Source organism: Neorhizobium huautlense, from assembly GCF_002968575.1.
GTDB lineage: Bacteria > Pseudomonadota > Alphaproteobacteria > Rhizobiales > Rhizobiaceae > Neorhizobium > Neorhizobium huautlense.
The window spans coordinates 84,725-107,642 of sequence record NZ_PVBM01000021.1 but is presented as its reverse complement, the minus strand read 5'-3'; the positions used below and the strand labels follow the sequence as shown (position 1 = coordinate 107,642).

The following is a 22,918-nucleotide window of genomic DNA, read 5'->3' as shown; positions in this document are numbered from 1 at the left end:
AACCCAGGCGCCAGGCCGGGAGAACTACGGGCCTGACGACCTCAACTGCTCCAACCGCCCGGTGCGGACCCGCATGCCGGGTGGTGTGGGAGGGGCGGAGCCAATAGGCTCCCCCCTATCCCGATTTGGGTCTTTCGAGCACCCTTGCAAATCGGAAAAGGCCTTCCTATCTAGGGTTCAATGGCGTTTCCGACGCACCGCAGGTTTGAGCCAAGCGCTTGAGGACTGCGTGTAACGGCAAATACGGGAAACCGTGCCGTCTTGAGACGATATCCATTTCCGCGTTAACGGGATGTTTACCGTTCGGAGAGACGATGACCGCTAGAGCCGCGTTGACTTCTTTGAGGTCGCGAAGCGGCCGCGTCGGAAATGCTTGTCCCATTGAGAGTGACCACGGATGTACTGGCACCCATGAATGGGAGTGGAAAGGTCGGGCTTGCCCGGCCTTTTTGTTTGAGGGCCCTGCAGTGAAAACTGCGGGGCCTTTTCTATGTGGCCCGATTAGCCGGCCAGCGCCGCCAGGATGCGGGTCCAGGAGCGTATGCCCTTGTGGAAGGACTTCAGGTCGTATTTCTCATTGGGCGAATGAATGCGGTCGTCGACGAGGCCGAAGCCGACAAGCAGCGAATCCATCCCGAGCATCTTCTGGAAATCTCCGACGATCGGGATTGACCCGCCCATGCCGATTACGACGGCAGGATTGGTCCATTCGTCGGACAGCGCGTTTCTGGCCTTGCTGAGAACCGGGGAATCGTACGAGAGCTGAATTGCCGGCGAAGCGCCATGCTCGTGGAATTCCACCGAGCAGTCACCGGGGATCCTTGACCGGACATAGGCGCGAAAGGCCTCGCGGATTTTGGCCGGCTCCTGCTGGCCGACGAGGCGGAACGATACCTTGGCGGAGGCCTCGGCCGCGATCACGGTCTTGAAGCCTTCGCCGGTATAGCCGCCCCAGATGCCGTTCACCTCGGCCGTCGGACGCGCCCAGGTGAGTTCCAGAACCGAGCGGCCCTTCTCGCCCGACGGGATCGAAAGGCCGACCTCGCCCAGGAAGGACTTCGCGTCCCGGCCGAGCGTTTCCCAGCCGGCCTTGATGTTCGACGGGGTTTCTTCGACGCCGTCATAAAAACCGTCCAGCGTCACCCGCCCGGTCTCGTCGTGCAGGCCGGCCAGGATATCCGTGAGGATGTGGATGGGATTGGCGGCAGCACCCCCGAAAAGGCCCGAATGAAGGTCCCTGTCGGCCGCCTTGATCGTCAGTTCCTCCCCGACCAGTCCCCGGAGGGCTGCGGCGATGGCCGGCGTATCGCCGTCCCACATGCCGGTATCGCAGACGAGCGCGCAGTCGGCCGTGAGTTCCGCCGCATTGGCTTCGAGGAAGGGTTTGAGCGACGGCGAGCCGGACTCTTCTTCCCCTTCGAAAAGAACCGTCACCCGCACCGGCAGGTTGCCATGAACCTCTTTGTAGGCCCGGCAAGCCTCGACGAAGGTCAGGAGCTGGCCCTTGTCGTCCGAGGTCCCGCGGCCGGTGATGACCTTTCGCCCGTTGCCTAGGTCTTTCACCTTGGGATCGAAAGGATCGTCCTCCCAGAGTTCGATCGGGTCGATCGGCTGCACATCGTAATGGCCGTAAAACAGCACATGCGGCGCATCGGCATGCGGTCCCGGATGATGGCCGACCACCATGGGATGACCGGTCGTATCGCGTACCGAGGCTTCGAAGCCCAGCTCCGTAAGTTGCGCAACGAGCCATTCGGCCGCCTTGCGGCAATCCGCCTTGAAGGCCGGGTCGGTGGAGATCGACTTGATGCGGACGAGGCCGAACAGACGTTCGAGGCTGGCGGGAAGGTTTTGGTCGGCGCGATCGAGGACGGCGGAAAGATCGGTCATGAAAAGATCCCTGTCTTTGAAATGCGAGGCCTTGGCTCTTCCGGACGAGGAAGAGTCAGCCGTGGTGGCGCGCTCCTTGTTAGCAAGCCTATGCATGAAGGCACAATGGCAAAGCGACGTTTGTGTGCTAGGGCGCCGGTTCGCCTGTCGCCCGCTGGTGGCCGGCCAGGCGGCCGATGAGCACGAAGGCAAGCACCGCAATCGCGCCCAGCCCCGCCGTCACCGCCAATGACCATATGACGCCTATCCAGGTCATCGACAAGGCCAGCGCAAAAGGCGCGATCGCGGACGTGATGAGCCTCGCCGCCATCATCTTGCCTTGCAGCCTGCCGTAACCTTCGCTTCCGAATAGCGACAACGGCAAGGTGCCGGCGACGATGCTGAGAAGCCCGTTGCCCATGCCGAAGATTACCGCGAAAGCCATGGCTCCCGGCACGGAAGGGGCGGTCAGGATCAGTACCAGAACGCCGCCTGGCAACAGCGCTGCCGCGATCGTGGCCAGGTGGAGGGGCTGCAGATCGCGGCCGAGCAGCATATTGATGAGCCGGCTAAGAACTTGCGAAGGGCCGAAAAGCGTGCCGACAATTGCGGCGGTGGCGCCGAGCCCCAGCGCCGACAGTAGCGGCACCATGTGCACCAGCGCTGCCGAGCTGACCAGCGACTGCAGCGCAAAGCCTGCGACCATAAGGGCGAATCCGAGGCGCCGCGATCGTGGAGCGAGTACTCCTTCCGCCCGCAAAGGCACTGCTGCTTCGAGAGGTTCCCGGGCGCTTGCGCCACGCGCCAGCCAGGCATGCAGCGGCATGCAGATCAGGAGGTTCAGGGCCGCGAAGACCAGATAGACGTTCTGCCAGGAAAGGTGTTCGTGCAGAGCCGACGTTAGGGGCCAGAAGATCGTCGAGGCGAACCCGGCAATAAGGGTCAGATAGGTGATGCTTCGTTGCGCAACCTCGGGTCGGAGCTGGACAAGAAGAGCGAAAGCAGCGCCGTATTGCACGACGTTGGCCGCAACCTCTATGGCGATCAATGCGGCAACGAAGGCGATCTTCCCCGGCGCCATGGCGCAAGCCGTGAGAGCTGCAGCCGCAACGACCGAACCGAGGGTCATGGCGCGTCCTGCTCCCCAGCGGTCGAACAGCGAGCCGAGCCAGGGAGCGGCCAGGCCGCCGACGAGAAGCGCCGCAGACAATGCCCCGAAGATCCATTCCGTTGACCAGGCAAAATATGCCGCCATGTCCGGCGCCAGGATGCTGAAGCTGTAATAGAGGGTGCCGTACCCGATGATCTGGGTGATGCCGAGGGCGGCAATGGGAGCAATCGGAATGCGGGCACTCATAAGGTTCTGGGGCTCATGCGTTCAAGTCTTCCGACTTCTTCCCAACGTTCGCGTCGGCGCCCGGCGTAAGCGGTTTGGCGAGGAGTGCCGCCGAGGCCGGACAGATGGACGTCGCCTGCCGGGTTTGCAGGATAGCGGTCGGAGCCGCCGACCGATCGATCTTTTCAAACCCGAGGCGTTCGAAGAACGAGGCCGCCGAGGTGGTCAGAAGATAAGCTCGCCGGGCGCCTGCTGAATGGGCGCTCTCAAGGAGAAGGCGGGTTGCCAGATCTCCAAGGCCTTTGCCGCGGTGGTCCGGGAGAATGACGAGCGACCGCAGCAGCGCGTCTCCGTCATGCAGTTCGTATCCGCCGAAGCCGAGGGTATCCGTGCCGCGGGCAATCCGGAAAAAGTGGCGACCGTCCTCGGTCAGATCGTCGGTCGGCAGTGCCGCGGCAGTCAGAGCAATACGCAGGTCGGCGTCATTTCCGGATATGGATTGCAAACTAAGCGACGTTGTACCTTCAGGGTCCCCGATCGCACTTTCCTTGTTCGAAGGACCGCCGCAGGCGGTGACGGTGGCAGCAGGCTTGCAGATTTTTGGATGCCCGGCGCAACAGTCCTCCATCAGAAAGCGGACGAGGTCTGAAAGCGCGTCGTATTTCGCGCTGTAGATGATCGATCGCGATTCCCGCTGCTGGCCGATCAGCCCCGCCCGGTCGAGCTCCTTGAGGTGGAAGGAGATGTTGGACGGCGACGTCCCAATCTTCTCCGCAATCGCTCCCGCGTGCATTCCCGTTGGTCCGGCGATGACCAGCATCCGGACAATCTCCAGGCGCGTTTCCTGCGAAAGCGCGCCGAAGGATGCGAGGGCTTGACGTTTCTCCATAATTCAATGATCCTTGAAATATTGAAACAAGGAGTAGCGCAAATGAATGCGATCGACAAGCCCCGCGCCGCTGATATCACTCTTGGCCTGATGCTCGACACGCTTGCCAGTCACGCGGAGGTGCCGCTGGTATTCCATTACGAGGGCAAGGCCATCAAGCAAGGCTATCACGTGACCGAGGTGAAGGCCGGCCATTTCTCCGCGCTTGATTGCGGCGCCAATCCCGAAGCATGGTCGGAGATATTCGTCCAGCTCTGGGATATCGAAGAAGGCGACAGGACGCACATGCCGGCGGCGAAGTTCTCCAAGATCATCCGCAAGGTGTCCGAGCATGTGCGGCTCGACGGATCCGCCAAGCTGACCTTCGAGGTGAGTGACGGCGTGCAGCCGATGCAGCTCTTTTGTGCGTCGCTTCCCATCTTTGGGGATGGCGCCCTGCATGTGGAATTGTCGCCACGGCCGGCGAGCTGCAAGCCTCGCGACCGTTGGCTGGCCGAGGAAAGCCGGAAGGCGGCCGCCTGTTGCGGACCGTCCTCGGCAAGCGGCGCGTGCTGTTCCTGATACGGGCGGTTGATGGAGCTGTCAGAGCTTGCGCGCGGTCTCCACGATCGTCCGCATGTATTCGATCATCAGCTCCCGCTCAAATCGCTTGAACCCCTCGAAAAGGGCCGCATCTGCGTCGGCTGCGGCTTCCACGGCCTCCGCTTCGAGATCGCGGCCGGCCTGGGTCAGTGTGATGATTTGCGCCCGTCGGTCGTTGGGATGCGGTGTGCGCTGAATGAGACCGTCGCGCTCCATGCGGGAGAGGGTGTTGGCCAGCGTTGCCTGCTCCACCTCCAGCCGGTCGAGAAGCTGTTTCTGGGTCAGCCCATCCTCCTGCCACAGTTCGAGCAGGACGGGAAACTGTCCCGGAGAAAAGCCCAGTGCCGCAGATCGCGTCTGCAGTGAGCGCGCGAAGCCTTTGGCCAGTTGACCGGCAAGATAGGTCGCCGAACGCGAGCGGTCGAATGCCATGGCTTCGGTCTCCATCCTCTCCGATCTGCCTATGGGGCAGCCGGATATATCGCAGGCCATGCTTTCGCCAAGCCTGTGCGAAGACACGGGAAATGACAAGTCTTTCTGTGCTCTTAAAACGGAAAAACCGCCATGGCCGGGAGGGGACAGCCATGGCGGTTCCGATGGAAGGGCAAAGACCCGGAGAGGGGGGTAGGTCTTTGCCCGGTCTGGTGCGGCGGGGGACAGGCCGTTTTCCAGACTGCGGCGTGATCAGTCGCCGGTACTGCTGAGATGTGCGCCGCAACGGAGCTTTTCAAGGCATCGGGCCATTACAAATCGGTAACGTTCCGGTGAGGCTTTGCTAACCCGCGCCAGCCCAAGTTTTCGTGGACGGAACGAATGCCCCACGCTATTGCTTTGGCCCATGAAAAAAGGCGATCATCTCTTCCTTATCGACGGCTCCGGCTTCATCTTCCGCGCCTTCCATGCGCTGCCGCCGCTCACCCGAAAATCCGACGGACTACCGGTTGGCGCCGTTTCCGGCTTCTGCAATATGCTATGGAAGCTGTTGACCGACGCCCGCGATACGTCCGTCGGCGTCACGCCCACCCATTTCGCCGTCATTTTCGATTATTCGGCCAAGACGTTCCGCAAGGACCTCTACGACGCCTATAAGGCAAACCGCTCCGCGCCCCCGGAAGAGCTGATCCCGCAGTTCGGCCTGATTCGGGAAGCGACCCGCGCCTTCAATCTGCCCTGCATCGAGACGGAAGGTTTCGAGGCGGATGATATTATCGCCACCTATGCCAGGCAGGCCGAGGCGATCGGCGCGGACGTGACCATCGTTTCCTCCGACAAGGACCTGATGCAGCTCGTCACGCCGAATGTCCACATGTACGACAGCATGAAGGACAAGCAGATCGGCATTCCCGACGTCGTCGAGAAATGGGGCGTGCCGCCGGAAAAGATGATCGACCTGCAGGCGATGGTCGGGGATTCGGTGGACAACGTGCCGGGTATCCCGGGTATCGGCCCGAAGACGGCGGCCCAGCTTCTGGAAGAGTTCGGCGACCTCGATACGCTCCTGGCGCGGGCCGGCGAGATCAAGCAGGTGAAGCGACGGGAAAATATCGTCGCCAATGCCGATCTCGCGCGGCTGTCGCGCCGGCTCGTATCGCTGCGCACCGATGTGCCGCTCGAGCTGCCGCTCGATGCGCTGGTGCTGGAGCCTCAGAACGGACCGAAGCTGATCGGATTCCTGAAGACCATGGAATTCGGCACGCTCACGCGGCGTGTTGCGGCGGCCTGCGATTGTGATGCGGACGCCATTGAGCCCGCCGTGGTCAAGGTCGAATGGGGCGACGCCGCCCGAGGCCCCGATCTCGATGCCGGGTCTGTAACGCCCGCAGACACCGGAGAAGCCGCGGCCAAGGCACCTGCCAACGCGGCCAAGGCGCCGGTTGCCAAAGGAACGGATGCGGCGACGCCGGCCGAACTTGCCAAGGCCCGCATCGACGCCTTCGCGAATGCCAAGCTCGACCCGAGCTGTTACGTGACGATCCGCGACGTGGAAATGCTGGATGACTGGATCAGGGCGGCCCGCGATACGGGCCTCGTCGCCTTCGATACCGAAACCACGTCGCTCGATCCGATGCAGGCGGAGCTTGTCGGTTTCTCGCTGGCGCTGGCGGACAATATCGACAGCCCGACCGGCCTTGATGTCCGCGCGGCTTATATCCCGCTCAACCACAAGACGGGAGTCGGCGACCTGCTCGGCGGAGGGCTTGCCGAAAACCAGATCCCGATGCGCGAGGCGCTCGCCCGGTTGAAGCCGCTACTGGAGGATTCCTCGGTTCTCAAAGTGGCGCAGAACCTGAAATTCGATTATCTCCTGATGAAACGCCATGGCATCACCGTCGAAAGCTACGACGACACTATGCTGATGTCCTATGTGCTGGAGGCCGGCAAGGCCAACCATGGCATGGACGCGCTTTCGGAACGCTGGCTGAACCACAAGCCGATCACGTTCAAGGATGTTGCCGGCAGCGGCAAGGCCGGAGTAACCTTCGACTTCGTCGATATCGACAAGGCGACGGTCTACGCTGCGGAAGATGCCGATGTGACGTTGCGCCTCTGGATGGCGTTGAAGCCGCAACTTGCCGCGGCCGGCCTGACGCGTATCTACGAGCGCCTGGAGCGCCCGCTGGTGGCTGTCCTCGCCCATATGGAAGAACGCGGCATCACCATCGACCGGCAGATACTCTCCCGCCTTTCCGGCGAGCTGGCCCAGAGAGCTGCGGCCTTCGAGGACGAGATTTATACGCTGGCCGGTGAAAGATTCACAATTGGCTCGCCGAAGCAGCTGGGCGACATCCTGTTCGGCAAGATGGGCCTGCCGGGCGGCGCCAAGACGAAGACCGGCCAGTGGTCGACCTCGGCAAGCGTCCTGGAGGATCTGGCCGCCGCCGGGCACGAACTGCCGCGCAAGATCGTCGACTGGCGCCAGCTCACCAAGCTGAAGTCGACCTACACGGATGCTCTGCCGGGTTATGTGCATCCGCAAACCAAGCGGGTCCATACCTGCTACTCGCTGGCTTCCACAACGACCGGTCGCCTGTCGTCTTCCGAGCCGAACCTGCAGAACATTCCGGTGCGCACCCTGGAAGGGCGGAAGATCCGCACGGCCTTCATCTCGACGCCGGGCCACAAGCTGGTCTCGGCCGACTACAGCCAGATCGAACTGCGCGTGCTCGCCCATGTGGCGGATATCCCCCAGCTCCGCCAGGCTTTTTCCGATGGCGTCGACATTCACGCCATGACGGCCTCCGAAATGTTCGGCGTGCCGGTAGAGGGAATGCCGAGCGAGGTTCGCCGGCGCGCCAAGGCGATCAACTTCGGCATCATCTACGGGATTTCGGCCTTCGGCCTTGCGAACCAGCTCAGCATCGAGCGGTCGGAAGCCGGCGAATACATCAAGAAATATTTCGAGCGGTTTCCGGGCATCCGCGACTATATGGAAAGCACGAAGAATTTCGCCCGCGAGAATGGCTATGTAGAGACAATCTTCGGCCGTCGCGCTCACTACCCGGAGATCAAGTCTTCCAACCCTTCGGTCAGGGCTTTCAACGAGCGGGCTTCGATCAATGCGCCGATCCAGGGTTCGGCGGCCGACATCATCCGCCGGGCCATGGTGAAGATGGAGCCGGCGCTGGCCAATGCCGGGCTCTCGGCTCGCATGCTGCTGCAGGTGCATGACGAACTGATCTTCGAGGTGGAGGATGACGAAGTGGAGCGCGCGCTACCCGTGATTGTCTCGACCATGGAGCAGGCCGCCATGCCTGCGATAGCCATGAGGGTGCCGCTGAAGGTCGACGCGCGGGCCGCAACCAATTGGGACGAGGCTCACTGACCGGCTCCATGTCCTTTGGGATAGAGAGATTGAAGCGCCGTGGACAGTAGTTCGTCGGCATAGGAGCAGGCGGTCAGACGGGCCTCGGCCGGCATGTTCATTTCGCCGCAACGCTGTTGCACCGTTTCCATGATCAGGCTTGTGATGCCGCGGGCATATTCAACATCCGCATTGTCGGTGGTGTCCATGGCAAGCGCGAGCGCGGTCATCGAAACGATCTCGAGCACGACCACGCGGGCCTCAAGGTCGGCTATTGCCACGGTTTCCTGCTGTCCGTCACGCGGTTTGATCTGACTCATACTTTTCCTCGTTACTACACAGGAAAAGGCAAATAGAGCCTGCGGGAAGACTTTAAAGCGTGGGGTGGAGGTTTTTGCCGAATTATCTTGACGCGGGCATGCAGCTGTGGAGCGCTTCGACCATTAAATGACCTGCCGTTTCTACCGAACCGCTGTTGTCGATCGTTATCACGCGATAGTCGCCGGTGACGGTAAGGGAACTGCGCTCCAGGCGGCGAAGTATTTCCGCCTTCGTCTCCCGGCCGCGGGCCGCCAAGCGCGCCGCGAGGACATCGGTGCTGGCGGTCACGTTGATGACGAAAAGGGACGGATAGAGGGCCTTGAAGCGGCTGAGGGCCGAACGGGAGCCGTTTGCGACGACAAGCCGCCCGCGCTCGACCGCCGCTTTTGTCTCGATGGGAATGCCGTAACGCAGTCCGTGGGCGCTCCAGGAGACGGCAAAACGACCGGTTTTTTCGAGCGTTTCGAACATTTCTTCGGAAACGGCATCATGGTCCTCGCCGCCGGCCGCCTCGTCGCGCGTGATGACCCGGCGAGCAAAAACGACGCGCTCATTTCCCGCGAAATGCCGGGCGGCATAGGCCATGAGCGTGTCCTTGCCGGCGCCACTCGGACCGACCACCACGACCATCGTTCCGGAAGGCCCGGCGTCTTCCGGCCGCGCGTCCATCAGGCGACCCGTTTGCCTTCCCGCCAGACGGCGCGGACCACCGGCACGCCCTGCTCGTGATGGACACGGACGAGGTCGGCACGCAGACCCGTCTCTATCCGGCCGCGGTCATCAAGACCAACGGTCCGGGCAGGCGTCGCGGTCACCATGGCAAGGGCTTTCGGCAAGGAAATGCTTTCCACTTCATCGGCAAGCACGAATGGCGCATGCAGGAGGCTGAGCGGTACGTAGTCGGAGGAAAGCACGTCGAGGACGCCGCGTTCGGCCAGGTCGCGAGCCGCGATATTGCCGGAATGGGATTTGCCGCGCACGATGTTCGGCGCGCCCATCAACACGCTCATGCCCGCCTCGTGCGACGCTTTCGCGGCATCGAAACTGGTCGGAAATTCCGCCAGCCGTACGCCGTTCTCGATTGCCTCGCCGACGTGAGCCAATGTGGCGTCGTCGTGGCTGGCGACCGTAATACCGCGTTCGGCGCAGACCTTCGAGATGGCAAGGCGGTGCGGGGTGGAATTGCGTGCCGACTCCTCCTGCCGTTTGGCAATGAACTTCGCGAAGGCTTCGTCGGTCAGGCCACGCTTCTTCTTGTAGTAGAAGACGTACTGATCCATGGTCTGGAACTGGCGTTGGCCGGGCGCATGATCCATCAGCGAGACGAGCCGGACATAGGGATCATCCTCGAAATCCACGAAGTGTTCGAGCACGTTGTCGGCCGAGACCTCGCAGCGCAGGTGGATAAGGTGCTCGGAGCGTAGCCGGCCCTCCTGGCTTGCCGCATGGATAGCGTCGGCCATCTCGCGCATTTCGCCCCTGACAAAACCCCCGTCCTCGTCCGCGCCCATGCGAAGGCAATCGAAGACGGTGGTGATACCGGAGGTCGCCACCTGCGCGTCATGGGCCTGGATTGCCGCAATCGTGTTCCAGCGCACGCCGGGACGCGGCGAATAGTGCTGTTCCAGATGGTCGGTATGCAATTCCACCAAGCCCGGGATCAGATAGTCGCCTTCGAAATCCTCTCCCGTCCGCGTGAGGCCTTCCGAAATGTCGGCGAGTTTGCCGTCGCGAATCTGGACGGAGCCGTGGATCACGCTGTCCTCCAGCACGATACGGGCGTTGGTGAGCACGAGTTCGGCGGTCATGAGGCAATCTTTCTGTTTGCGGCGCTGCGCGCCAGCGGGAACCAGCGATGAACATGGAAGGGGGCGCCGCGCGAAGGTTCGATGAACAGCGCAAGCCCATCGACGGCAAGCGCCTTATGCGCAAATGCGGCAAATCGGCGGTCTAGCTCAAGGCGCATGGCAGAGGCCTGTTCGGGGGGGACCTGGCCGGTGAGCGTCATGTGAAACCGGAATTCGTCCATTACATAGGGATAACCCCAGCGGTCGAGATTGGCGCGCTGGGCGGCACTCAGGTTTTCCGGTTTGCGGCGAGCGATATCGGCATCCGTGAGCGGCGCCCGGAACGGCTCGAATTCTTCCACCGTCTGGGCCGCGAAATGCTGCAGTTCGGGATAGATCGTGTCCGGCACGAGCGCAAAGAACCGCCCGAGTTGGCCGATGATGACATTTGGGATGTCGAAAGCGGGCGTGTCGGCAGCAAAGCGTTCCGTGGCGGCGATCAGTTCCGACTCCGTGCGGTCGGGATGCAGCTCGAAGGGCGCCTTCAGCGTTGCATGGAAACCGTAACGCCGCGGATCGGCAGTCAGCACACGGACTGTCTCTCCCGGCAGTCCATCCACCTCGGGTGTCGGGAATATTTCACCGCTAAAGGCATCGCGTCCGAGCCAATGGGATGCCATCCTTGTCAAAGGATGGCTTTCGGAAGGCGAAAAATAGAGAGCGTAGCGCAAGGCAAGGATCCGAGGAATCAGGAGGGTGAAGGAAGATTAGCCGGTCGGTGTGCTCCGAAACAGGACCTCGGCTAAAAGATTTCCATGACATAATGATGATGCGTCAGCCATGGCGGAGAAGGAATTCTTCCGCAGAAAGGGCACGGAAATCATCCAGTGCGGCTCTGAGTTTCAGGTGGTCCCAGTCCCACCATGCAAGCCGGTCCATGGCCTCGCCTATCTCCTTTGTGAAGCGTTCCCGGATGAGCTTTGCCGGCACGCCGCCGACGATCGTGTAGGGCGCGACATCCTTCGAGACGACGGCGCCGGCGCCGATCACGGCGCCGTTGCCGACGGTCACGCCCGGCAGGACCGTTGCTCCGTGTCCGATCCAGACGTCATGACCGATGACGACGCGATGGTCGCGCCGCCATTCAAAGAAGTCTTCCTCGTTTTCTGCATCATCCCAGTAATTTGCGGCACGATAGGTGAAATGATGCAGCGTCGCCCGCCATGTCGGATGGTTGGTGGCGTTGATGCGCACGGACGCCGCCATATTGACGAACTTGCCGATGGTTGCGCACCAGATCGAGCCGTCCTGCATGATGTAGGAATAGTCGCCGATCTCCGCCTCGTCGATCCGGCAGCGCTCGGATACTTCCGTATAGCGGCCAAGGTTTGAATTCCTGACACTAGCGCTTGGATGGATGGCGGGCTCAAGGCCGACCTTGACGCTCATGCTGCGGCCTTTCGCGGTGAGAACTGGGTGACATCGAGTATGCGGTCGGCCACCGCCTCACGGACTTCCTCGTCGTGGAAAATTCCAAGAAGTGCCACGCCGTCACGCTTTTTCTCGGCGATCATATCCACCACCACGCGCCGGTTCACCGCATCGAGCGAAGCCGTGGGCTCATCGAGGAGCAGAATGCTGTGGCTGGTGATGAAGCCGCGGGCGATGTTGACGCGCTGCTGCTCGCCGCCCGAGAACGTGGCAGGCGGCAGGCTCCAGAGCTCGCGCGGCAGATTGAGCTTTGCGAGCAGGTCGGAAGCCCTTTCTTTTGCTTCCGGCGCTCCGATCCCGCGAGCGACGAGCGGTTCGGCGACCACGTCGATCGCAGAAACACGCGGCACGGTTCGCAGGAACTGGCTGACATAACCGAGGGTATGGCGACGCACGTCGAGCACGGTGCGCGGATCGGCCCGGGCGATATCGACCAGTTTTTCCTTGTGATCGACGAGAATCTGCCCGGCATCGACGGCGTAGTTGCCGTAGAGCATTTTCAGGATCGAGCTTTTGCCGATGCCTGACGGGCCGCCGAGCACGACGCATTCGCCGCTTGCGACCGAAAAGCTCACATCGTTAACGACCGGCAGCTTGATGCCGTCGCGCAGATGCATGGTGAAGCTTTTAAAGACTTCGGAAACGACGAGGGGGGTGGCCATCGCAATATCTCCCTCAGACCTGCAGGATCGAAGAAACAAGAAGCTGGGTGTAAGGCTCCCGCGGGTCGTCGAGCACCCGGTCGGTCAGCCCGTGTTCGATCACATGCCCGTCCTTCATCACCATCATCCGGTGGGAAAGCAGCCGCGCCACCGCAAGGTCGTGGGTGACGACGATGGCCGAGAGGCCGAGGTCGTTGACAAGGCCGCGGACAAGGTCGAGCAGGCGGGCCTGGACCGAAACGTCCAGGCCGCCGGTCGGCTCGTCCATGAAGACGAGACGCGGGCCGGTGACGAGGTTGCGGGCGATCTGCAGCCGCTGGCGCATACCGCCTGAAAAGGCCCGAGGCTGGTCGTCGATGCGGTCGGTGCCGATCTCGACGCGGGTAAGCCAGTCAGTGGCCGTCTCGCGGATCTTGCCGTAATGCCGGTCGCCCACCGCCATCAGGCGCTCGCCCACATTGGCGCCGGCAGATACCGTCATGCGCAATCCGTCGGCCGGGTTCTGATGCACGAAGCCCCAGTCGGTGCGCATCAGGAAACGGCGTTCGGCCTCGCTCATGTGGTAGAGGTCGCGGAAATTGCCGTCGCGCATGCGGTATTCGACACTGCCTGTCGTCGGCATCAGCCGGGTTGACAGGCAGTTGAGCAGCGTCGTCTTGCCCGAGCCGGATTCACCCACGATGGCCAGCACCTCGCCGGGCCAGAGATCGAAGGACACATCCTTGCAGCCGATCCGGCTGCCGTAGAATTTCGAGACGCCGCTGACTTTGAGGAGGGGGGTATCGGTCATGGCGTCTTGTCCTTGAATGTCAGAGGGGGGTAAGCCACAACCGCCATCACTCAGCCGCCTCTTTGGCAGGTGCCAGCATCTCGCCGGCATGGCCGTGTTCGCGGCGGTCTTCGCAGTGGTCGGTATCGGAACAGACGAACATGCGGCCGCCCTTGTCGTCGAGCACGACTTCATCGAGATACACGCCCTGCGCGCCGCAGAGCGCGCAGGGTTGTTCGAATTTCTGGATCTCGAAGGGATAATCCTCGAAGTCGAGGCTGACGACATCCGTATAAGGCGGCACGGCATAGATGCGCTTTTCTCGGCCCGCGCCGAAAAGCTGCAGGGCTTCCGACATATGCATTTTCGGATTGTCGAACTTCGGCGTCGGAGAGGGGTCCATCACATAGCGGCCCGCCACTTTCACCGGGTAGGCGTAAGTGGTGGAGATGCGGCCGTGGCGGGCAATGTCCTCGTAGAGCTTCACATGCATGAGGCCGTATTCCTCGAGCGCATGCATCTTGCGGGTTTCGGTCTCGCGCGGCTCGAGGAAGCGCAAAGGTTCCGGAATCGGCACCTGGTAGACAAGCACCTGGCCTTTCTCGAGCTGCTGTTCGGGAATGCGGTGGCGCGTCTGGATGATCGTCGCGTCCTTTGTGTGGGTGGTAACGGCGACATTGGCGACCTTCTGGAAAAAGGCCCGGATCGACACCGCATTGGTCGTATCGTCGGCTCCTTGGTCGATCACCTTTAGCACGTCTTCCGGCCCGATGATCGAGGCTGTGACCTGCACGCCGCCCGTCCCCCAGCCATAGGGCATCGGCATTTCGCGGGAAGCAAAAGGCACCTGGTAACCGGGAATGGCGATCGCCTTCAGAATCGCGCGGCGGATCATCCGTTTCGTCTGCTCGTCGAGATAGGCGAAGTTGTAGGTGGCGAGCTCGGTCACTCTGCGGCCTCCTGGTCAGGATTGTGGTTGCCGTCCCGGCGGGTTTTTTCGATGTCGGCGCGCATCTTGCGCACTAGCGCGAGTTCGGCCTGGAAATCGACGTAATGCGGCAGCTTCAGGTGTTCCACGAAGCCGGTGGCCTGGACATTGTCGGAATGCGAGATGACGAATTCCTCGTCCTGTGCCGGCGCGGTGACATCCTCGCCGAGTTCTTCGGCGCGCAGCGCCCGGTCGACGAGCGACATCGACATCGCCTTGCGCTCGCTCTGGCCGAAGACCAGGCCGTAGCCGCGGGTGAATTGCGGCGGCGCCTTGGACGATCCCTTGAACTGGTTGACCATCTGGCATTCCGTGACGCGGATGCGGCCGAGCGAAATGGCAAAGCCGAGTTCGGCAACCTCAAGCTCGACCTCTACCTCGCCGATCCGGACCTCGCCGACGAAAGGATGGTTGCGGCCGTAGCCGCGTTGGGTGGAATATCCGAGCGCCAGCAGGAAACCCTCGTCGCCGCGGGCGAGCGCCTGCAGGCGGAGATCGCGGCCCATGGGAAATTCCAGCGGTTCGCGGGTCAGATCGCCCGCCTCGTTGTCCTCGGGAAATTCGCCATCTGCTTCGATCAGGCCTTCATGGGCGAGAATGTCGGAAACCCGCATGACATGCTCGCCGGATGCGCTTTTGCGCGCCGGCTCCTCGATCGGCTCGTCGCTCAGCAGGGATGGGTCGAGAAGGCGATGAGTATAGTCGAAAGTGGGGCCGAGAAGTTGGCCGCCGGGCAAGTCTTTATAGGTCGCCGAGACGCGGCGCTCCACCGTCATGCCTGCCGTATCGACTGGAACCGAGGTGCCGAAGCGTGGAAGCGTGGTGCGATAGGCGCGCAGCAGGAAGATTGCCTCGATCAGGTCTCCCCGTGACTGTCGGACGGCGAGTGCGGCGAGCGTCCGGTCATAAAGCGAGGCCTCCGCCATCACCCGATCGACGGCGAGTCCCAGCTGTTCCACGATCTGCTCTATGGTGACCGATGGAAGTGAGCGATCGCCGCGACGCCGGTCGGCGAGAAGCCGGTGAGCGTTGTTGATGGCGGCCTCGCCACCCTTGACGGCAACATACATGGTTTATTCTCCTGCCCGTCTTCGGCACCGCTTGCGGTGCGGAAGGATTGGTCGTTGGGTCGAAAGGCGCCCGCACGCGACTTTCATTGGACCGCGATCTGTGTGGTCCGCGGCAGGCACAAGAGGCTCTTGCCCGCCGTCAGGATGACGTCGACGCCACGCGGAAAGAGCGCGCGGTTATCGGCCCAAAGGCGCGGAAAAACCTCCGGCAGGCCTTTCAGCTTGACCGTCGTCGTCTGTTGAATGCCGGGGCCTTTCAGCGTCAGGGCCTGGCCCTGGCCCAAGGCGCCGATCTCGATCACCAGCGTCGTGGAGCGGTCGGGATATTCCTGTGTCCCGGCGGCAAAGAGGCCGAAGGAGGAGGGTGCCACGCCGGCCTCCACGAAAGCAAAGCGGGATTCCGCCTTCTCGCGCGTGATGGGCGCACCAGTATGAAAGCCGATCCACTCGGCTGCGGGCGACTTGAGGAGGCCCGCGCTCAGCCATGTCGGGGTGTCGTGGTCGCAGAGCGTCAGCGCAATTGCGCCCGCTGCTTGGCCGAGCGGCTCGGGCTGACCGATATCCATTGCGATGGTGTGTACCGTTCCCGGCCGCGCCATGCCATCCATCAGCATGCGAAAGACGCCCTGTGAGTGGAATACCGGTTCCTGGAACCCCCCGGACAGAGCTTGCGTCTTGATGTTCATCAGTCCTCCCCCCGCACCATTGTGAAGAAATCGACGCGGGTGGCGGCCGTTTCCTCCGCTGTCCGCTTGTCTTCCGCCGCGATGCGCGCCTCAATCGGACCGAGCAGGGTGCTTTCCACGAAGTCTCGTTTCGCTCTTTCCTGCCAAAGTGCATCGAAGATCGCCGCAAGCCGCGCCTTCGCCTTGTCGGTGCCGAGCGCATGGGCGTGGCCGGCAACGCCGGACGGTAGGAGGATCGTTGCCCGCGTCACGGTGGCTTCCCCGAGATTGAACGGGGCGCCTCCGCCGCCGATCCGCCCGCGTATCATCACCAGACCGGTTTCCGGTCCGCGCACGGCTTTCACCTCGGGTCTGTCGGGCAGCGTGTCCCAGGCGGCCTGCAGTTCATCCATCCTGGCCTGAGCCAAAAGGCCGGCAGCGCGACGGCGGCCTTGGAGATCGACGATCGGCTCAATTTCTTCTGCTGGGTCCATTGCTAAACCTCTAAATGTCTATTAATATAGACAACCATACAACTTACTTTACCTGTAACCTTTAGATATAACAAGCGTGTGACATGGATGTGGGGCAAGTGAACGTACAGCGGCAGAATGGCGTGGCCCTCTGGCGCCAGATTGCGGACCGGATTCGCGCATCGATCGCCAATGGCGAGTACGACGCCTCCGGCAAGGTGCCGCCGGAGATGGCGCTGGCCGCCCAGTTCGGGGTCAACCGCCATACGGTTAGAAGTGCGCTCGCGGCCCTGGCGCAGGAGGGCATCGTGCGGGCCGTGCAGGGCCGCGGCACGCTGATCGAGCGCAAGGAACGCCTGAATTTCCCGATCACGCGGCGCACCCGGTTCAATGAAGGCATCGGCGATCAGGCGCGGGAAAAGGAAGGCCTTCTTCTGCACTCGGGCGAGGAGCCGGCGTCGGCCAGTGTGGCGATACCGCTGGGCCTTGAGGAGGGCGCGCCGGTGATTCGACTGGAAACGCTCCGCAAGGCCGACAGCCGGCCGGTTTCGCGGTCGACTGCATGGTTTCCGGCCGCACGCTTCGCCGGAATTGCGGAAGCCTATCGCGACAGCGGTTCGATCACTGCCGCTTTCAAGGCGCTTGGCCTTCCCGATTATTTGAGAACTTGGACGGAAATAACGGCGAGCCACGCCGACGAGCAGGACCGTGTGGATCTCAGGCTGTCGCCGGGAGCGATCATTCTGGTCGCACGGGCTCTGAACACCGATCCGGACGGGGCGCCGATCCAGTATGCCGTCAGCCGGTTTCCGGCCGACAGCGTCCAGTTTACGATCGAGAGCTGAACGGCTCGCTCAGGTCTCGATCGGAAGGAAAGCCGCCTCAGTGGGCGCCGGACATGTCGCCAAGGATTTCCTTGGATGCGACGGTCGAGTCCGGGTTCAGCTTGTAGACCATCGGCACGCCGGTTGCGAGGTTGAGCTTCAGGATCTCCTCCTTGCTCAGCCGATCGAGCACCATCACCAGCGAGCGCAAGGAATTGCCATGCGCGGCGACGAGCACCGTCTGTCCGCGCAGCACGCGCGGCAGGATTTCGGTCAGGTAGTAGGGCCAGACGCGGGCGCCGGTATCGCGCAGGCTTTCGCCGCCGGGCGGCGGCACGTCATAGGAACGGCGCCAGATATGCACCTGCTCCTCGCCCCACTTGGCACGGGCATCGTCCTTGTTGAGGCCGGAAAGATCGCCGTAGTCACGCTCGTTGAGGGCTTGGTCGCGGATGGTTTCGAGATCCGGCTGGCCCACCTTGTCGAGCACGATCTTCAGCGTATCCTGAGCGCGCTTCAGCACCGATGTGAAGGCGATGTCGAACTGGATGCCCGTATCGGCAAGCGCCTGGCCACCGGTTTCGGCCTCCTGAATGCCGAGCGGAGTGAGGTCGGGATCGCGCCATCCGGTGAAAAGGTTCTTCAGGTTCCAGTCGCTCTGACCGTGGCGAACAAGGACGAGAGTTCCGCTCATTAGATCAATTCCTCCAGATGGATTTTCAGGAAAGCCCGAGTACATCGAGCATCGAATAGAAGCCGGGCTTCTTGTCGCGCGCCCAGAGCGCAGCGGTAACGGCGCCGCGCGCAAAGATGGAACGGTCGCGGGCGCTGTGCGAAAGCGTCACGAGTTCGCCTTCCCCTGCAAGGATAACCGAATGATCGCCGACGACCGAGCCGCCGCGCAGCGTCGCAAATCCGATCGTTCCGGCAGGGCGCGGCCCGGTATGGCCGTCGCGTACGCGTACCGACTGGCTGGCAAGATCCACGCCGCGACCCTTGGCCGCCGCTTCGCCGAGGAGCAGCGCTGTGCCGGACGGCGCGTCGACCTTGTGCTTGTGGTGCATTTCCACGATCTCGATATCCCAGGCTGAGGCAGGCAGAGCCTTGGCGGCTTGAGCGGTCAGGACACCGAGCAGGTTGACGCCGAGGCTCATATTGCCGGATTTGACCACGCGCGCATGGCGGGCTGCTGCCTGGAACTTCTCCTCGTCCGCGGCCGAGCACCCCGTTGTGCCGATCACATGGACGATACGCGCCTGCGCAGCCAGGCCGGCAAATGCGACGCTTGTTGCCGGTGTGGTGAAATCGAGCACGCCTTCGGCATCCAGAAAGGCTTGCAGGGGATCGGTGGTGACGGGCACTCCGAGCGGTCCGACTCCGGCGAGTTCGCCGGCGTCCTTGCCGACAAAAGCCGATCCCTCGCGCCCGACTGCCGCATGCAGCTTTACGCCTTCGGTTTCATGGATCACTCGGATCAGGGCTTGACCCATCCGGCCCGCCGCCCCGACCACCACGAGTTTCATGTCGCTATTGCTCATTCCGCCTCACCAGCCGACACATCACGGCGTCTGCTCCACGCCGCGATCGATAGCAGAGAGGTCTGGTTGCACGGAACTTTCGACAGGTCAAGGCGACGTGCGCCTTCGCTCGGTCGTCCGCGCGATCAACCGGCGAGTTTGATCGCCTCCGGTCTCGGATCGAGGCGTTCTGGCTGTGAGCCCGATTGCATGGCCTTCGCCATCTTCCAAAGCACCTTGCGGTGATAGCGCTCCAGCTTCAATCCGTTGAGATAGCGGCTCGCCGAATAGAGCTTGAAGAGGCTCTTGTCTCCCGTGCCGTCGATGCAGACGATGTGTTCGCCTCCATCCGCCTTCGGAGCCACGACGAAATTGCCGGGGGTCTTGTCCATCAGCACGATATGTCTCTTGCGACATTCCTCGAAGAAATCGGCCAGCATGTCGTAGTGCCGTTGCGTAACTTTGCCCGAGCGCGCGAGCGAAAGAAGCGTCGGCGCCATCTGGCCGTTCCGGTCGCAGATCTTCTCCACGACAAGGCCGAGGCCCAGTGACGTATGGACAAGCCCAAAGACCTTGGCGATGGGAAGTTCAGCGGCATTCCATTGTGCGGATTTTCGCGCCTGTTCCAGGTATTCGTCGAATTCGCGACGGAATGTCATATAGGCGCCAAATCGGCGATACTTGCGAAAGAACAAGAGTCTGTGCCTAGTCTTTCGGCTTCCGTTCACGCCGATGCATTCGGGCTTGACCAGCTTTATCAGAACATCCGGATAGTCCGCGGACGCATACACATCCCGGGCAGAGCCTTCGGCGATCTTCGACCATCCGTCGGCCAAATCCAAAGGCGATCCGAACAAATAAATACCCCCCGCATGTTTGTCACAAAATTGTAACAAACATGCGGTGGCAGATCAATGAGTTATGGTCGTCTAGAAAAGTTCAGATCCGGAGGTGCGCTGGAGATTGTTCAGCCGGGCATAGATGCCGTTGGTCATCTGTATCAGCGAATTGTGGTCGCCTTCTTCCACGACCTTGCCCTGTTGCATGACGATGATCTTGTCCGCCCGAACCACGGTGGACAAACGGTGGGCGATGACGACGACGGTGCGGCCATGCATGGCTTCGTCGAGCGCCTTCTGAACTGCGGCTTCGGATTCGGTGTCGAGGGCGGAGGTCGCTTCGTCCAGAAGCAGGATGGGAGCGTTGCGAACAAGAGCGCGGGCGATGGAAAGTCTCTGCCGCTGGCCGCCGGAGAGCGTGATGCCGTTTTCGCCAACCGGGGTTTCGTAACCTTGGGGCTGTTCCATGATGAAGTCATGCGCGTAAGCCAGGCGGGCGGCTTCCTCCACTTCGAGGTCCGTGGCTTCTGGCCGGCCGTAGCGGATGTTATCGCGGATCGTGCCCTCGAACAGATAGGGCTGCTGCGAAACGTAGGCAAGCTGGCTGCGTAGCGACCGTTTTGTGATGTGGGCTATATCCTGCCCATCGATCAGGATCGCCCCTCCAGCCGGATCGTAGAAACGCGGGATCAGGCTGATGACGGTCGACTTTCCCGCTCCCGACGGTCCGACCAGGGCGGTGGTCTTTCCGCCCTCGGCGACAAAACTGACACCATTCAGGACGCTGTCGGCTCCATAGCCGAAACGGACATCCCGGAATTCTATCTTCGCCTCGGTCACGACAAGATCCCTGGCGTCCGGCAGATCGCGCTGGCGCGGCTCCATGTCGAGAAGCTCGTATATCATCCGGGCGTTGACGACAGCGCGTTCCATTTGCACCTGAAGTCGCGCAAGTCGGCGTGCAGGGTCATAGGCCATGAGAAGCGCGGTGACGAAAGCGAAAAACGCCCCGGGAGGGATATTGTCGTAGATCGACCGGAAGGCGGCATAGGCAAGCACGCTCGATATCGCAAAGCCGGCGAAGGTTTCGGTAAGCGGCGCCGTCCGTTCCGTCAGGCGGGCGATACGGTTTGCACGGTTTTCCGCGGCTCGGATGATCTTTTCGAGCTTGCGCGTCAGTTCCTCTTCCATCGTGAACGACTTGACGATGGTCATGCCGAGGATCGTTTCCTGGGTTGCTCCGAGCACGTGGCTATTGAGCTCGATCGCCTCCTTGGTTGCCGCGCGCAGACGTCTGGACACGTATCGGAGGGCAAGAAAGAGCGGCGGTGCGACCGCAAAAACAATCAGCGACAGGACCCAGTCCTTCAGGATCATCACGCCGATCAGCGAAACAAGGGTCAGGAGATCGCGCGCCGTCGACGTTACCGTCAGGTTCAAGACGTCACGAATGCCGTTTATGTTCTGGCTGATCCGAGCCGCCAGATGAGCCGAGCGGGACTCGTTGAAGAAACCGACCGACAGCGTCATCAGGTGCGAAAAGAGCCTTCGCTGGTAACTGGCGACGATGTTGTTGCCGATCTTCGAAAGTGTGACCGAATGGCCATAGGTTGCGAGACCTCGGAGCACGAAGGCGGTGAAGATGGAGAGGCAGATCAGCCAGACGACATCTGCGCGCTTGTTGGCAAAAGCCTCGTTGACCACCGACTCCATGATCCAGGCGGTGAATGCCGTCGACAGTGCCACGACCGCGAGACAGAAAATCGCGAAGGCATAACCGCGGATATGGGCGCGACCGTTTTCGGCAATCACGCGCCTCAATACGGCAACAACGGTCTCTGAATCGACTTGTCGTTTGATATTCTTGGCGGCTTTCAAAAGGCTTTCCCGTTTCGGCCCACCGGCCGGCAGTTCCGTGTGCCGGCGGTATTAACCGTTCAGGCGAAGTTTTGAAAGCCGCAGGACCAAGATTCGGCGACGCTGTTGCATTCGGGCATGGAGCTGTTACCGCTGCCAGCGGCGGCCATCCATGGAAATTCCGTAGGCGGCGGGGGTTCTGGCGAAGCTCGCAAGCCCGGCAAGTGCGGCCTGCGGATGAGTGACCACGAAAGTCGGGATTGTGGCCATCAGCTCGCTATGCGGCGCCTTGTCCTCGAATGCGGCCCGGAAAGCCGGCGCTCTCAGGGCAGGAAGTATCTTTTGCGAGATGCCGCCGGCGAGATAGACGCCGCCCCGAGCCATGAAGATCAGCGCCATGTCGCCGGCCACCCGGCCAAGATAGGTGGCAAATAGCGAAAGCGTCTCGGCGGCTTGCGGATTTCCGCCGTTGAGGCCATTTGCCGTGATGTCTGCCGGGTCGGAGAAAGCGGGTTCAATTCCGTCGGCGGCACAGACGGCCTGATAGATGTTGACGACGCCGCGGCCGCTCAGGATCTCTTCTGCCGAAATGCGGCCTTCTATCCGCTTGAGATGCGGAAAGATCTCGAAATCCCGCTCCGAGCGCGGACCCACATCCACATGCCCGCCTTCGCCCGGAACCGGGAACCAGATATGACGCGCATAGACAAGACCCGCGACGCCAAGGCCGGTGCCGGGCCCAAGAACGACGCGGGACGCCATGTGCGGCTCTCCCTTCGGTCCTAGCGCTTCGCGATATTCGTCCGGCAGGGCGGCAGCGGCCAGCGCCTGCGCCTCGAAATCGTTGACGACCAGGACATCCTCGAAACCGAGATTGACGATCATCGCCTTGGGACGGACGACCCAGTCGCAATTCGTCAGATCGATTTCGTCCCCGTCGATCGGCCCTGCGACTGCAAGTATCGCCGAACGAGGTTGGACGGAGGTCTTGTCGAGGACTACGGCCTGGATCGCATCGTCGATGGTCGGATAGTCGGCCGTCCGCACGTTCGGAAACGCTTTCGGCTCCGCATAGGCGTCGATCAGGATGGAGAAGCGGGCATTGGTGCCGCCGATATCGCCGATCAGGATGGGAAAGGGCAGCTTGTCGGTCTTCATGCTATCGGCCATCGCGAGG

Annotated in this window: 22 protein-coding genes and 2 pseudogenes; 3 read left to right on the top strand and 21 right to left on the bottom strand. The window is 62.0% G+C overall.

The annotated features are described in order from the left end of the window. Positions 1 to 501: 501 nt before the first annotated feature. From C5L12_RS20730 to C5L12_RS28820, 4 genes and pseudogenes are all read right to left on the bottom strand, one after another. A complete protein-coding gene (locus C5L12_RS20730; protein WP_105373968.1) occupies positions 502 to 1,890 on the bottom strand; it encodes a M20/M25/M40 family metallo-hydrolase in 1,389 nt (462 codons plus the stop codon). A 127-nt stretch (positions 1,891 to 2,017) separates the two neighbouring features. Then, on the bottom strand, positions 2,018 to 3,226 hold the full coding sequence (gene arsK, locus C5L12_RS20725) for an arsenite efflux MFS transporter ArsK (RefSeq protein ID WP_105373954.1): 1,209 nt from the start codon (positions 3,224 to 3,226) through the stop codon (positions 2,018 to 2,020). 13 nt (positions 3,227 to 3,239) lie between these two features. Further along, a pseudogene (gene arsN2, locus C5L12_RS20720) lies at positions 3,240 to 3,674 on the bottom strand (arsenic resistance N-acetyltransferase ArsN2); the annotation flags it as partial. Positions 3,675 to 3,749: 75 nt separating this feature from the next. Then, positions 3,750 to 4,094, bottom strand: a pseudogene (locus tag C5L12_RS28820) (ArsR/SmtB family transcription factor); the annotation flags it as partial. A gap of 42 nt (positions 4,095 to 4,136) precedes the next feature. Between C5L12_RS28820 and C5L12_RS20715 the strand changes: the two are divergent. Further along, complete coding sequence (locus tag C5L12_RS20715; RefSeq protein ID WP_105373953.1) at positions 4,137 to 4,655, top strand: DUF6428 family protein; 519 nt, start codon at positions 4,137 to 4,139, stop codon at positions 4,653 to 4,655. A 21-nt stretch (positions 4,656 to 4,676) separates the two neighbouring features. Here the strand turns inward: C5L12_RS20715 and C5L12_RS20710 are convergent, their stop codons facing one another. Beyond that, positions 4,677 to 5,108, bottom strand: coding sequence for a MarR family winged helix-turn-helix transcriptional regulator (locus tag C5L12_RS20710; RefSeq protein WP_105373966.1), 432 nt, complete (start codon positions 5,106 to 5,108; stop codon positions 4,677 to 4,679). Positions 5,109 to 5,514: 406 nt separating this feature from the next. On the opposite strand from C5L12_RS20710, the gene polA reads away from it, so the two are divergent. Next, positions 5,515 to 8,499, top strand: a complete 2,985-nt coding sequence (polA, locus tag C5L12_RS20705) for a DNA polymerase I (protein ID WP_105373952.1) — start codon at positions 5,515 to 5,517, stop codon at positions 8,497 to 8,499. On the opposite strand, the gene C5L12_RS20700 is transcribed toward polA, so the two are convergent. The 11 genes from C5L12_RS20700 to phnG form a co-directional block, all read right to left on the bottom strand. Further along, positions 8,493 to 8,798, bottom strand: a complete 306-nt coding sequence (locus C5L12_RS20700; protein WP_105373951.1) for a hypothetical protein — start codon at positions 8,796 to 8,798, stop codon at positions 8,493 to 8,495. The two genes, polA and C5L12_RS20700, sit on opposite strands and share 7 nt — an antisense overlap. An 82-nt stretch (positions 8,799 to 8,880) precedes the next feature. Further along, positions 8,881 to 9,468 (bottom strand): phosphonate metabolism protein/1,5-bisphosphokinase (PRPP-forming) PhnN, encoded by a 588-nt coding sequence (phnN, locus tag C5L12_RS20695; RefSeq protein WP_245422981.1) that lies wholly within the window; start codon positions 9,466 to 9,468, stop codon positions 8,881 to 8,883. Then, complete coding sequence (locus tag C5L12_RS20690) at positions 9,468 to 10,607, bottom strand: alpha-D-ribose 1-methylphosphonate 5-triphosphate diphosphatase (protein ID WP_105373950.1); 1,140 nt, start codon at positions 10,605 to 10,607, stop codon at positions 9,468 to 9,470. The genes phnN and C5L12_RS20690 overlap by 1 nt, the downstream gene beginning before the upstream one ends. Then, complete coding sequence (locus C5L12_RS20685) at positions 10,604 to 11,317, bottom strand: DUF1045 domain-containing protein (protein WP_105373949.1); 714 nt, start codon at positions 11,315 to 11,317, stop codon at positions 10,604 to 10,606. The genes C5L12_RS20690 and C5L12_RS20685 overlap by 4 nt, the downstream gene beginning before the upstream one ends. A 103-nt stretch (positions 11,318 to 11,420) precedes the next feature. Further along, a complete protein-coding gene (locus C5L12_RS20680) occupies positions 11,421 to 12,035 on the bottom strand; it encodes a DapH/DapD/GlmU-related protein (protein ID WP_105373948.1) in 615 nt (204 codons plus the stop codon). Continuing rightward, the gene (phnL, locus tag C5L12_RS20675) at positions 12,032 to 12,739 is read right to left on the bottom strand and encodes a phosphonate C-P lyase system protein PhnL (protein WP_105373947.1); all 708 of its coding nucleotides are present in this window, start codon (positions 12,737 to 12,739) and stop codon (positions 12,032 to 12,034) included. Before phnL ends, C5L12_RS20680 begins: the two co-directional genes overlap by 4 nt. 13 nt (positions 12,740 to 12,752) lie before the next feature. Continuing rightward, on the bottom strand, positions 12,753 to 13,529 hold the full coding sequence (gene phnK, locus C5L12_RS20670; protein WP_105373946.1) for a phosphonate C-P lyase system protein PhnK: 777 nt from the start codon (positions 13,527 to 13,529) through the stop codon (positions 12,753 to 12,755). Between the two features lie 46 nt (positions 13,530 to 13,575). Further along, the gene (locus tag C5L12_RS20665) at positions 13,576 to 14,457 is read right to left on the bottom strand and encodes an alpha-D-ribose 1-methylphosphonate 5-phosphate C-P-lyase PhnJ (RefSeq protein WP_105373945.1); all 882 of its coding nucleotides are present in this window, start codon (positions 14,455 to 14,457) and stop codon (positions 13,576 to 13,578) included. Beyond that, positions 14,454 to 15,566, bottom strand: a complete 1,113-nt coding sequence (locus C5L12_RS20660; RefSeq protein ID WP_105373944.1) for a carbon-phosphorus lyase complex subunit — start codon at positions 15,564 to 15,566, stop codon at positions 14,454 to 14,456. Before C5L12_RS20660 ends, C5L12_RS20665 begins: the two co-directional genes overlap by 4 nt. Positions 15,567 to 15,649: 83 nt before the next feature. Then, positions 15,650 to 16,252, bottom strand: coding sequence for a phosphonate C-P lyase system protein PhnH (gene phnH / locus C5L12_RS20655; protein ID WP_105373943.1), 603 nt, complete (start codon positions 16,250 to 16,252; stop codon positions 15,650 to 15,652). Then, positions 16,252 to 16,725 carry a phosphonate C-P lyase system protein PhnG gene (phnG, locus tag C5L12_RS20650; RefSeq protein WP_105373942.1) on the bottom strand — a complete coding sequence of 158 codons (474 nt, stop codon included), beginning with the start codon at positions 16,723 to 16,725 and terminating at the stop codon, positions 16,252 to 16,254. The genes phnH and phnG overlap by 1 nt, the downstream gene beginning before the upstream one ends. An 83-nt stretch (positions 16,726 to 16,808) precedes the next feature. Here phnG and phnF point away from each other — a divergent pair, with 83 nt between their 5' ends. Beyond that, the gene (gene phnF, locus C5L12_RS20645; RefSeq protein WP_105373941.1) at positions 16,809 to 17,549 is read left to right on the top strand and encodes a phosphonate metabolism transcriptional regulator PhnF; all 741 of its coding nucleotides are present in this window, start codon (positions 16,809 to 16,811) and stop codon (positions 17,547 to 17,549) included. A 37-nt stretch (positions 17,550 to 17,586) separates the two neighbouring features. Here phnF and C5L12_RS20640 read toward each other — a convergent pair whose 3' ends face one another. The 5 genes from C5L12_RS20640 to C5L12_RS20620 all read right to left on the bottom strand — a co-directional run bounded on the left by C5L12_RS20640 (position 17,587) and on the right by C5L12_RS20620 (position 22,911). Then, positions 17,587 to 18,222 carry a 2,3-bisphosphoglycerate-dependent phosphoglycerate mutase gene (locus C5L12_RS20640; protein ID WP_105373940.1) on the bottom strand — a complete coding sequence of 212 codons (636 nt, stop codon included), beginning with the start codon at positions 18,220 to 18,222 and terminating at the stop codon, positions 17,587 to 17,589. 25 nt (positions 18,223 to 18,247) lie between these two features. Further along, entirely contained in the window at positions 18,248 to 19,066 is an 819-nt protein-coding gene (gene dapB / locus C5L12_RS20635) for a 4-hydroxy-tetrahydrodipicolinate reductase (RefSeq protein WP_105373939.1), read from the bottom strand. A gap of 125 nt (positions 19,067 to 19,191) precedes the next feature. Further along, positions 19,192 to 19,881: a YrbL family protein gene (locus C5L12_RS20630; protein ID WP_280952540.1), complete on the bottom strand. Its 690-nt coding sequence runs from the start codon at positions 19,879 to 19,881 to the stop codon at positions 19,192 to 19,194. A 93-nt stretch (positions 19,882 to 19,974) separates the two neighbouring features. Further along, the gene (locus tag C5L12_RS20625) at positions 19,975 to 21,762 is read right to left on the bottom strand and encodes an ABC transporter ATP-binding protein (RefSeq protein WP_105373937.1); all 1,788 of its coding nucleotides are present in this window, start codon (positions 21,760 to 21,762) and stop codon (positions 19,975 to 19,977) included. A 126-nt stretch (positions 21,763 to 21,888) separates the two neighbouring features. Further along, entirely contained in the window at positions 21,889 to 22,911 is a 1,023-nt protein-coding gene (locus tag C5L12_RS20620) for a glucokinase (RefSeq protein WP_105373936.1), read from the bottom strand. Positions 22,912 to 22,918 lie beyond the last annotated feature (7 nt).

Excerpts from the sequence above, each read along its gene's own strand:
- C5L12_RS20700 (WP_105373951.1), bottom strand. The coding sequence starts at position 8,798 with ATGAGTCAGATCAAACCGCGTGACGGACAGCAGGAAACCGTGGCAATA.
- phnF (WP_105373941.1), top strand. The coding sequence starts at position 16,809 with ATGGATGTGGGGCAAGTGAACGTACAGCGGCAGAATGGCGTGGCCCTC.
- dapB (WP_105373939.1), bottom strand. The coding sequence starts at position 19,066 with ATGAGCAATAGCGACATGAAACTCGTGGTGGTCGGGGCGGCGGGCCGG.
- phnH (WP_105373943.1), bottom strand. The coding sequence starts at position 16,252 with ATGAACATCAAGACGCAAGCTCTGTCCGGGGGGTTCCAGGAACCGGTA.
- phnG (WP_105373942.1), bottom strand. The coding sequence starts at position 16,725 with ATGGACCCAGCAGAAGAAATTGAGCCGATCGTCGATCTCCAAGGCCGC.
- C5L12_RS20715 (WP_105373953.1), top strand. The coding sequence starts at position 4,137 with ATGAATGCGATCGACAAGCCCCGCGCCGCTGATATCACTCTTGGCCTG.
- C5L12_RS20620 (WP_105373936.1), bottom strand. The coding sequence starts at position 22,911 with ATGGCCGATAGCATGAAGACCGACAAGCTGCCCTTTCCCATCCTGATC.
- arsK (WP_105373954.1), bottom strand. The coding sequence starts at position 3,226 with ATGAGTGCCCGCATTCCGATTGCTCCCATTGCCGCCCTCGGCATCACC.
- phnK (WP_105373946.1), bottom strand. The coding sequence starts at position 13,529 with ATGACCGATACCCCCCTCCTCAAAGTCAGCGGCGTCTCGAAATTCTAC.
- phnL (WP_105373947.1), bottom strand. The coding sequence starts at position 12,739 with ATGGCCACCCCCCTCGTCGTTTCCGAAGTCTTTAAAAGCTTCACCATG.
- C5L12_RS20690 (WP_105373950.1), bottom strand. The coding sequence starts at position 10,607 with ATGACCGCCGAACTCGTGCTCACCAACGCCCGTATCGTGCTGGAGGAC.
- C5L12_RS20730 (WP_105373968.1), bottom strand. The coding sequence starts at position 1,890 with ATGACCGATCTTTCCGCCGTCCTCGATCGCGCCGACCAAAACCTTCCC.
- phnN (WP_245422981.1), bottom strand. The coding sequence starts at position 9,468 with ATGGACGCGCGGCCGGAAGACGCCGGGCCTTCCGGAACGATGGTCGTG.
- C5L12_RS20680 (WP_105373948.1), bottom strand. The coding sequence starts at position 12,035 with ATGAGCGTCAAGGTCGGCCTTGAGCCCGCCATCCATCCAAGCGCTAGT.
- C5L12_RS20710 (WP_105373966.1), bottom strand. The coding sequence starts at position 5,108 with ATGGCATTCGACCGCTCGCGTTCGGCGACCTATCTTGCCGGTCAACTG.
- polA (WP_105373952.1), top strand. The coding sequence starts at position 5,515 with ATGAAAAAAGGCGATCATCTCTTCCTTATCGACGGCTCCGGCTTCATC.
- C5L12_RS20660 (WP_105373944.1), bottom strand. The coding sequence starts at position 15,566 with ATGTATGTTGCCGTCAAGGGTGGCGAGGCCGCCATCAACAACGCTCAC.
- C5L12_RS20640 (WP_105373940.1), bottom strand. The coding sequence starts at position 18,222 with ATGAGCGGAACTCTCGTCCTTGTTCGCCACGGTCAGAGCGACTGGAAC.